The organism is Paenibacillus sp. SSG-1, assembly GCF_002224835.1.
In the GTDB taxonomy this organism is placed as follows: domain Bacteria; phylum Bacillota; class Bacilli; order Paenibacillales; family Paenibacillaceae; genus Paenibacillus_AQ; species Paenibacillus_AQ favisporus.
The window spans coordinates 5,268,644-5,277,674 of the sequence record NZ_MBRK01000001.1 but is presented as its reverse complement, the minus strand read 5'-3'; the positions used below and the strand labels follow the sequence as shown (position 1 = coordinate 5,277,674).

9 protein-coding genes are annotated in these 9,031 nt (G+C 46.6%); all 9 read left to right on the top strand.

The window, feature by feature from the left end:
- Positions 1–46 precede the first annotated feature (46 nt).
- The 9 genes from BCV73_RS24280 (at position 47) to BCV73_RS24240 (ending at position 8,801) form a co-directional block, all read left to right on the top strand.
- A complete protein-coding gene (locus BCV73_RS24280) occupies positions 47–496 on the top strand; it encodes a MerR family transcriptional regulator (RefSeq protein WP_089548859.1) in 450 nt (149 codons plus the stop codon).
- A 93-nt stretch (positions 497–589) separates the two neighbouring features.
- On the top strand, positions 590–865 hold the full coding sequence (locus BCV73_RS24275) for a hypothetical protein (protein ID WP_089548858.1): 276 nt from the start codon (positions 590–592) through the stop codon (positions 863–865).
- Between the two features lie 168 nt (positions 866–1,033).
- Complete coding sequence (locus BCV73_RS24270) at positions 1,034–1,648, top strand: DUF2239 family protein (RefSeq protein WP_089548857.1); 615 nt, start codon at positions 1,034–1,036, stop codon at positions 1,646–1,648.
- 32 nt (positions 1,649–1,680) lie between these two features.
- Positions 1,681–2,571 carry an alpha/beta fold hydrolase gene (locus BCV73_RS24265; RefSeq protein ID WP_089548856.1) on the top strand — a complete coding sequence of 297 codons (891 nt, stop codon included), beginning with the start codon at positions 1,681–1,683 and terminating at the stop codon, positions 2,569–2,571.
- A 286-nt stretch (positions 2,572–2,857) separates the two neighbouring features.
- Positions 2,858–4,789: a fructose-1,6-bisphosphatase gene (locus BCV73_RS24260; RefSeq protein ID WP_089548855.1), complete on the top strand. Its 1,932-nt coding sequence runs from the start codon at positions 2,858–2,860 to the stop codon at positions 4,787–4,789.
- A gap of 177 nt (positions 4,790–4,966) precedes the next feature.
- The gene (locus BCV73_RS24255) at positions 4,967–6,130 is read left to right on the top strand and encodes an epoxide hydrolase family protein (RefSeq protein ID WP_089548854.1); all 1,164 of its coding nucleotides are present in this window, start codon (positions 4,967–4,969) and stop codon (positions 6,128–6,130) included.
- A gap of 215 nt (positions 6,131–6,345) precedes the next feature.
- Positions 6,346–6,906 (top strand): helix-turn-helix domain-containing protein, encoded by a 561-nt coding sequence (locus tag BCV73_RS24250; protein WP_089548853.1) that lies wholly within the window; start codon positions 6,346–6,348, stop codon positions 6,904–6,906.
- Between the two features lie 228 nt (positions 6,907–7,134).
- Positions 7,135–8,364 (top strand): CynX/NimT family MFS transporter, encoded by a 1,230-nt coding sequence (locus tag BCV73_RS24245; protein WP_089548852.1) that lies wholly within the window; start codon positions 7,135–7,137, stop codon positions 8,362–8,364.
- Between the two features lie 5 nt (positions 8,365–8,369).
- Entirely contained in the window at positions 8,370–8,801 is a 432-nt protein-coding gene (locus tag BCV73_RS24240) for a universal stress protein (protein WP_089548851.1), read from the top strand.
- Positions 8,802–9,031: the final 230 nt, after the last annotated feature.

Here is a 9,031-nt window from a genome sequence, read left to right as displayed (position 1 = left end):
AAAAAAAAAGCCTCTATCAAAAATTAATTTTCCAAGGGGGGTTACTATGCATACGGTCAAAGAAGCCGCCTTGATCACGGGACTTACCGAGCACGCCGTACGCTTTTACACGGATAAAGGCCTGGTGCCGAGCGTACAGCGCGATAAAAATAACATCCGGATGTTCGACGAAGAATCGATCAACTGGCTGCTTGGCGTCAAATGCCTCAAGCAATCCGGGATGCCGATTGAAGTCATCAAAACGTACATCGATCTCTGTCTCGAAGGAGACTCGTCTATTCCGCAGCGCTACAAACTCATCATGGAGCATAAAGAAGCCGCGCGTGTTAAGCTCGAAGAGGCCCAGCGGCACATTGCCCATTTGGAACAAAAAACGGAACTCTATCAGGCCATTCTGGAGCACCGCTCTCCAGACACGACCAATCCGGGCAACTGGGACAACATTCAGCATATGCATGGCGATGTATTCTACGCGCCTTCGGTTCGGAAGGCCTAAGAGATATTCTTGAGCTGGTCAAAGGCGTTAATCGAGGGGAGAAAATGGGTAGTTCTACAGATAGACCATAAAGTTTGGAGGTTTAATTCGGAAATGGAATACATTCTAATCATCGTATCTCTCCTGATCATCATAAATTTATGGGCTAAGGTGAGTAAATTAGAAGGTCGCATAAAAGGAATGCAATATACCATAAACCAGTTAACCCAACAATCGGGACTGCCTGAACATCCAATAAATGATGAACTGCGTCAGCTCATAAAAGAGGGTGAAGACGTAAAAGCCATTAAAAAAGCAAGAGAAACTTTGGGCCTTTCCCTGTTAGAAGGTAAAGAATATATTGATAAGTTAAAATCTGAGACCAGATAATGCTTGAAAAATGGATAAAGCCAAGAAGGGAGTTTGACCTTTCTTGGCTTCTTCGTGTTTGGATAAACGACCAGGGCGAGCGACAAAATTTATTTTATCCGGGTAATATTGACTCCGTATTTTTACCCGGGTATAATTGGTGAAGAAATCAGAGAAGGAGATACAGGCATGGGAAATGACCTAACGCGATTTTACTGCACGGCATTTTTGGGTGTGAGAGTCGTCGCCAGTGGTTCGCTGCAGCACGTTGTTTCTACGGTAAAGGATACTCTGGATGACAGGGACCTCACACAGCTGCTTATATTTGACGATACCTCGGGAAAGCAAATCGATGTTGATTTTCGCGGGAAGACAGACGACGTGCTCCATCGATTAGGAGAACAGTTCGGTGACCTGCCTCCCGATACAGAAGTGGATCATCAGCCTGCACGGCGGGTCGGCCGACCCAAGCTGGGGGTTGTATCCGGTGAGGTTACGTTATTGCCGCGGCATTGGGAATGGCTCAAGAGTCAACCTGGAGGGGCTTCGGTAACATTACGAAAACTCATCGATGAGGCTCGCCATGCTGGAGGAGAACAGAGCAAAAGACGAGAGTCCCAGGAAGCGACATATTACTTTATGACAGCCATGGCCGGGAACTTTCATCATTACGAAGAAGCACTGCGGGCACTGTATGCTGGTGATGTGGATCGTTTTTTCCACTTTATCGATGACTGGGCACCTGATATCAGAGACTATATCAAAAAATTATCCGCTAATGCGTTCCCAGAAGAGAGCTTCTGAATGAAAGCATGTGGATGGAGGAGAACATGAAGATGAACACTTTGAAAGTCAATGGCATTGATTTGGCCTATGACAGTTTTGGCAACGAAAATGACGAGGCGATCATCCTAATCGCCGGGCTTGGAACCCAGATGATCCGATGGACGGTTCCGTTTTGTCAGATATTAGCGGCGCGGGGCTTTCGCGTGATCCGCTTTGATAATCGCGACGTTGGTTGCTCGACACACTTTAGCGATTACCGGACGCTGGATTTCGACGCGCTGGCGGCTGCTCTCATGTCGGGACAGCGGCCGGACATCCCTTACACTCTCGATGACATGGCCAGCGATGCTATCGGACTGCTCGACGCCCTTTCCATTGACCGGGCACATTTCGTTGGCAGGTCGATGGGCGGAATGATCGCCCAGGTTGCAGCCAGTGAGTACCCTGACCGGGTTTTATCCCTCACTTCCATCATGTCCAGTTCCGGTAATCCCGCCCTTCCGCCAACTTCCCCGGATGTCATGGCGATGATGACTCAACCGGCACCGAACCCCTTTGAGGATGAAGCAGGATTTTTGGCGCACCGCCTCTCTTTTGCCAAACGCATTGCCGGTACTGGCTATCCGTTTGAAGAGGACGCTTATCGGGCGCTTATTCTGGAGGAAGTCCGGCGAGCCTACGATCCAGGCAGTGTCGGACGACAAATCGCTGCGATCGCTGTCTCCGGTGACCGTCGTCCGCGGCTGGCGACGATCAAAGTACCCGCACTTGTCATTCATGGGGCGGATGATCCCATGTTCGTGCCAGCGTGTGGCGAGGACACGGCTTCTGCCATCCCGGGCGCCGAGCTCATGTTGGTTGACGGCATGGGACACGACTTGCCGCATCAACTGTACGAAGAAATCGCTGATGGCATAGAGCGGACGGCTCGCCGCAATTGACACGCGTTTCGGAAGAGCAATCAACCGGAGTCCGCGGTGCCCAGAGGGCTGAGCAGGCTCAGGGGCGCAGTGCTGATCACAAGAGATAGACCGCAAACCTTTGTAAAGGGCGGTCTATTTCTTTTTCAAGCAAATTTGATCCACCAAAGGCAAAGCTGTTAGCATAATACCAGGGGAACAAGGAAACGTCATGTTTTTCCTTTTATTGTCTACACTAAGCATAACGGTACGCCGCCAGCTTAAAAAACTTATACATCACCATCTTTCCTTGAAGGGGGACACTGTTTTGGATGCGCAGTTTCTAGATTTATTGGCCCAGCAATATGATACGGAAGAAAAAGTGATCACCGAGATCATCAACCTTGAAGCGATCTCCAACCTCCCCAAGGGAACCGAGCATTTTGTCAGTGATTTGCATGGAGAGTTCCAGGCTTTTCAGCATGTGCTCAGAAACGGTTCGGGTACCGTCAAAGAGAAAATCAAAGATTTGTTCCGTGAGGAATGGACGGATCAAGAAATCAGTGATTTTGCGGCATTAGTCTATTATCCGGAAGAAAAAATACAGCTGGTTAAAGGAGACCTGTGCAATAAACAAGCCTTGAACCGGTGGTATCGACAAACGATTGAACACATGCTTAAGCTCATTTCTTATGCCTCTTCCAAATACACGCGCTCGAAATTGCGTAAAGCTCTGCCGGAGCGGTTTGTATATATTGTCGAAGAGCTTCTGTACAAGACGGATTTGACCCATAATAAGGATCCTTATTATGAGGAAATATACCGGCAAATTATCTCCTTAGGGCAGGCGGACAAGCTCATTATCGGCCTTGCTTATACGACCCAGCGCCTGGTGGTTGACCATCTTCATGTAGTCGGAGATATTTATGACCGCGGGCCGGACCCGGATAAAATAATGGAAACGCTGATTAACTACCACTCTGTAGACATCCAGTGGGGGAACCATGATGCCTTATGGATCGGCGCCTATGCGGGTTCCTTGGTCTGCCTTGCGAATATTATCCGGATCTGCGCCAGATACGACAATCTGGACATCATCGAAGACGTATACGGAATCAATCTTCGCCCACTGCTGAACTTGGCGGAGAAGTACTATGATGACAATCCGGCCTTCAGACCGAAGCTGCAAGCCGACCACAACGTATCGGAGTCGGAAATTCTGCAGATCACCAAAATTCATCAAGCCATAGCCATGATCCAGTTTAAGCTTGAAATCCCGATTATTAAGAGACGCCCTTACTTTAATATGTCTGAAAGGCTTTTGCTGGAGAAGATCGATTACGACAAGAATGAAATCAACATTGGCGGAAAAACTTACCCGCTGGATAACACCTGTTTCGCAACCGTAAACCCGGAGCAGCCTGAACAATTATTAGAGGAGGAGCAGCAGGTGCTGGAGAAGCTGCTGTTCTCCGTTCAGCATTCGGAAAAGCTGGCGAGACATATGAATTTTCTGATGAAAAAGGGCAGTCTTTATTTAAAATACAACGGGAATTTGTTAATCCACGGTTGCATTCCTTTGGACGAAGAAGGAAACATGGAAGAAATGCAGATCGAAGACCAACTGTATTCGGGCCGTCAGCTGCTCGACGTTTTTGAATATTATTTACGTTACGCCTTCGCGCATCCGGAAGAGACGGATGATTTGGCTACGGATATGGTGTGGTACATCTGGACAGGGGAGTGCTCCTCGCTCTTTGGAAAAAGAGAAATGACCACCTTTGAACGGTACTTTATCCAAGATAAAGAAACCCATAAGGAGAGAAAGAACCCTTACTACCATTTACGTGAACAGGAGGAGATCTGCCGGAAGATCCTGCTGGATTTCGGACTGAATCCGGATCATGGACATATCATTAACGGCCACACGCCAGTTAGAGAAATTCGTGGAGAGAACCCGGTTAAAGCAGGCGGGAAAATGGTCGTCATTGACGGCGGTTTTTCCAAAGCTTATCAGTCTACAACCGGCATTGCCGGATATACCTTGCTGTATAATTCCTTTGGCATGCAGCTTGTCGCCCATCAGAAATTCAATTCCAGAGAAGATGTGTTATGTAACGGAACGGACGTATTGTCTGTAAAAAGACTGGTGGACAAAGAACTGGAGCGGAAGCTGGTGAGGGAAACCAATGTCGGGGAGAAGCTGCAGCAGAAAATATCCAATTTGAAGAATCTCCTGGAATATCGTTATATGAAATGAAACAGCTGCGAAATGGAACCATGGCTATAGGTAAAAGGAGTCGCCCGAGGGCGGCTTTTTTATTTTTAAAAATGTTTTGCCTCCTGCTGTACCCTGACATAATGCTGTCAAGGTGGGTGGTCTAATATTAGTAATGTAAGCAAGACAAACGCCAACCCATTTGAGGAGGAAAATGAAATGACTACAGTTAACCCGAATTGTTACGAGGTAAGTGAAGCGATCCATCCTTTCCATATCGCCGTGCCACAGGATGATCTTGATGATCTTCGGTATCGTCTGTCCCGGACGCGGTGGCCTGAAGCAATGAACGGGGGCGGCTGGAAATACGGCATTTCACTTGACTACATTAAAGAGTTGGCGTCCTACTGGCAGAATGAATATGATTGGCGGAAATACGAGGCGCAATTGAACGAGTATCCGCAATTTACAACGACAATCGACGGAGCCCAGATCCATTTCATGCATGTTCGCTCGCCAGAGCCAGATGCATTTCCTTTACTGCTTACCCACGCTTGGCCCAGTTCGATTGTCGAATTTCTCGAATTGATTGGACCGCTAAGCGATCCGCGCAGCCACGGCGGCGATCCGGCGAACGCTTTCCATCTCGTTATCCCTTCCGTTCCCGGATTTGGATTCTCTGGTCCGGAGCTCGGCTCCGAATGGAATATTGCCCGCATTGCAAAGGCGTGGGATACGTTAATGAAACGTTTGGGATATACAGAGTACGGAGCACACGGCAGCGACTGCGGCGCACTTGTATCCAGAGAGCTTGGTATACAAAAGCCGGAAGGCCTTCGCGGCATCCATGTACTGCAGTTATTTTCTTTCCCTTCTGGAGATCCTGCGGAGATGGCGGATTTATCGAAAGATGATCAGAAGCGGCTTCAATTTCTGGCGAATTTTCATGAACGGGCGGGCTTCAATTCGATCCAATCCACCCGGCCGCAGACGCTCTCCTATGGGCTTGCGGATTCGCCGGCAGGTCAGCTCTCTTGGATAGCCGAGTTATTTAACGGATTCGGCGATCATGTGGATTTTATTGACAGGGATGCACTTCTGACGAATGTCACGCTGTACTGGTTGACCAATACGGCGGAATCGTCCGCCCGGTTATATTACGAGAACGCGCATCAGCAGCAGGAGCCGCAAGGACCGAATTCGACTCCGACAGGAGTGGCGGTGTTCGGTGATGATTTCAAATCGATAAAACGGTTTGCCGAACGCGACAATACCAATATTGTGCAATGGTCGGAGTTTGAGCGCGGCACCCACTTTGCCGCTATGGATGCGCCGGATCTTCTGATTCCTGACATCCGGTCATTCTTCAGCCGATTCCGCTGATATCAGAGATATGGGAAAAAGCCAAGAGGGTGATGTTCACCTTCTTGGCTTTTTCATCAAACGCCATTCAGCTGCTCGGCAAACAGCTTGGGCTACTCCGGGTAGCCGTATGGAAAAGAATGCAGATAAACAATATACTGTATAGGATGAACTAAAGAAATGAATGTCATAGATCTATATCACTATAACTGTTTTTTATTGAGGTGAACATCAATATGGAAGAAATCGATGATTCAAAACAAATTGTATTACAAATCGGCGGTGCCTTGAAAAAGTACAGAAAAGAAAAAAATATGAGCTTAGACGACTTAGCGGAGTTAACGGGCGTCAGCAAGCTTACTCTGGGGAATATCGAACGTGGCGAGACAAATCCAACTTTGGGGATGATATGGAAAATTTCAAAAGGCATATCTTTACCGCTATTGGCTTTGTTCAAATCAGAAGAACCTGTTAGTTTGTATCGAGCAGGGGAAGGATTGCGATTTTCTAATGGTCAAAAAAATTGGGTCATTGAACCTGTCTTTAAAAGCAACGATATTGAAATGTGTCGGGCATACTTACAGCCAAAAAGCTCGTATTACCCGGAAGGTCATCATGTGAATACAACGGAAATTGCGACAGTCATGACGGGTTCCATTGAAATACAAGTCAACGGAGAGAATTACACATTGAATCAATACGATACGATGAGTTTCCGTGCAGACTATGCTCACTCTTATACGAATCATACGAATAGTGAGACCGTACTCCATATCTCCTTAAAGTATGGTTTCTAAAAATCGAAATTCCACTTATTACATACAACTCCGAATTCCATGATAGGGATTCAGAGTTGTATTTTTGTTTTATATGAGATTCGGTTTACTATAAAATACTTCTTGTTAAAAATAGTATATTATAATATACTTTTGTTGTTCGCGCGAATGTACTTGCATCGGTTTTTCATTTTTTTCAATCGATAGGAAACAAATCATAGGCATGAATTCAGGAAGGAGAATGGAAGAATGCCGAAACAAAATATAAAAGGGGTACCATCCTCTATAGGGCTGATCATTCTCGGCATTATTGTTATTGCAGCTAATTTACGTACTCCCTTAACCTCTGTCGGTCCTTTAGTGAGTCTCATAAGGGATGACGTTCATATTTCAAATACATTAGCGGGCCTGATCACAACGGTACCCTTGCTTGCGTTTGCTTTATTATCTCCTCTAGTACCGAAATTAGGACGAAAATATGGGGTTGAACGGATCATCTTGATGGCCCTCATCTTTCTGACCGTTGGTATTGTCATACGTTCTTTATCTGGCGCAGTTGATCTGTTTATTGGAACAGCAATTCTTGGATTCGCCATTGCCGTATGTAATGTATTACTGCCAAGTATAATCAAAAGGGATTTCCCGAATAAAATTGGCTCCATGACAGGAGTTTACTCCATTTCAATGAGTTTATGCGGAGCAATCGCATCGGGAATCAGTGTACCGGTCGCCGTGAACGCAGGTCTAAAATGGCAGGGAGCATTGGGAATATGGGGGATGCTAAGCTTTGTTTCGGTCCTCTGTTGGTTACCCCAATTAAGAAATCAAACGAAGCAAACGGCCACGACGAGTCAACAGGTGGCCGGCAACGAGGTGAATGTTTGGAGATCCCCGCTTGCCTGGCAAGTAACCTTGTTTATGGGGATACAGTCCATGGTTTTCTATGTGTTGATCGCTTGGTTGCCTGAAATTTTAAAGCAGCAAGGAATTGACTCCAGCCAATCTGGATGGTACCTCTCGATCATGCAGTTGGCTATGCTTCCATTTACCTTTATTGTCCCCGTTATTGCGGGGCGCATGTCTAGCCAACGTTTGTTAGTAGTCATTACAACCATTTTGCTGTTGACGGGAACGCTCGGGATCCTTTACGGTAGCTCCGATATCATTCTGTTGTGGATCATCTTACTCGGAATTGGTGGAGGCTTCGCCTTTAGTTTGTCCATGATGTTTTTCGGGTTGCGTACTGAAAATGCGCATCAGGCAGCGGAACTGTCCGGCATGGCACAATCGATCGGATATCTGCTCGCCGCAATCGGTCCTGCCCTTATCGGATACCTGCATGATGCGACAAATAGTTGGAACCTGCCGCTTTTCATTCTGCTTGGCGCTTCGGTCTTACTCTTTCTAGTCGGTTTAGGCGCAGCCAAAAACCGTTATGTAGGTAGCCGAAATCGTTACGAGCTGCCACGGAGAGGATGATTGGAATGTTTGACAAAATGATGGTGGCCATTGATCAAGCTGAAATAACGAACAAGCTCCTTGATGCAACTGTTGAAATCGCCCGAAACAAACAAACGCAAGTAACCTTGGTTCATGTCAGCCAGGAATATGTGTCGAATGGCATGACCTATGTACCAGAGAATTTCTTGGAAGAAATATTGAACGAAATGGAGAAAGCGGGTTTGGAACAGCTGCAGCAAGCCAAATCTAAATTGAAATCTGCGGGGATTAACGCGGAAACCGTTCATCTTAAGGGTGATCCTGCACATGAAATATTAAATTATGCAAGGGATACCGAGCAGCAACTTATTATTATCGGAAGCCGCGGGCTAAGGGGCATCAAAGAAATGATGCTTGGAAGCGTCAGCCACAAGGTTTCACAGCTATCCCATTGTCCAGTCCTCATTATGCATTAACTCCTTCGGGAACTGCAGAGATGATGTGGGAAAAGCCAAGAGGGTGAAGATTACCTTCTTGGCTTTTTTGGTGTCGTCATGAGGCTGATCGGGCGATTCTATGAAAATATTATGTTTAGATTCCAGGCAAGTCGATTGTTAGATTCGTTGCTAAAACCTATAATGGAGAGTGACATGGAAGGAATAAAATAACAGTTTGATAGATGAATAGAAAAACAAGGAGAGGTCTA

Coding starts and splice junctions, on each gene's coding strand:
- BCV73_RS24280 (WP_089548859.1), top strand. CDS start 47: ATGCATACGGTCAAAGAAGCCGCCTTGATCACGGGACTTACCGAGCAC.
- BCV73_RS24275 (WP_089548858.1), top strand. CDS start 590: ATGGAATACATTCTAATCATCGTATCTCTCCTGATCATCATAAATTTA.
- BCV73_RS24270 (WP_089548857.1), top strand. CDS start 1,034: ATGGGAAATGACCTAACGCGATTTTACTGCACGGCATTTTTGGGTGTG.
- BCV73_RS24265 (WP_089548856.1), top strand. CDS start 1,681: ATGAACACTTTGAAAGTCAATGGCATTGATTTGGCCTATGACAGTTTT.
- BCV73_RS24255 (WP_089548854.1), top strand. CDS start 4,967: ATGACTACAGTTAACCCGAATTGTTACGAGGTAAGTGAAGCGATCCAT.
- BCV73_RS24250 (WP_089548853.1), top strand. CDS start 6,346: ATGGAAGAAATCGATGATTCAAAACAAATTGTATTACAAATCGGCGGT.
- BCV73_RS24245 (WP_089548852.1), top strand. CDS start 7,135: ATGCCGAAACAAAATATAAAAGGGGTACCATCCTCTATAGGGCTGATC.
- BCV73_RS24240 (WP_089548851.1), top strand. CDS start 8,370: ATGTTTGACAAAATGATGGTGGCCATTGATCAAGCTGAAATAACGAAC.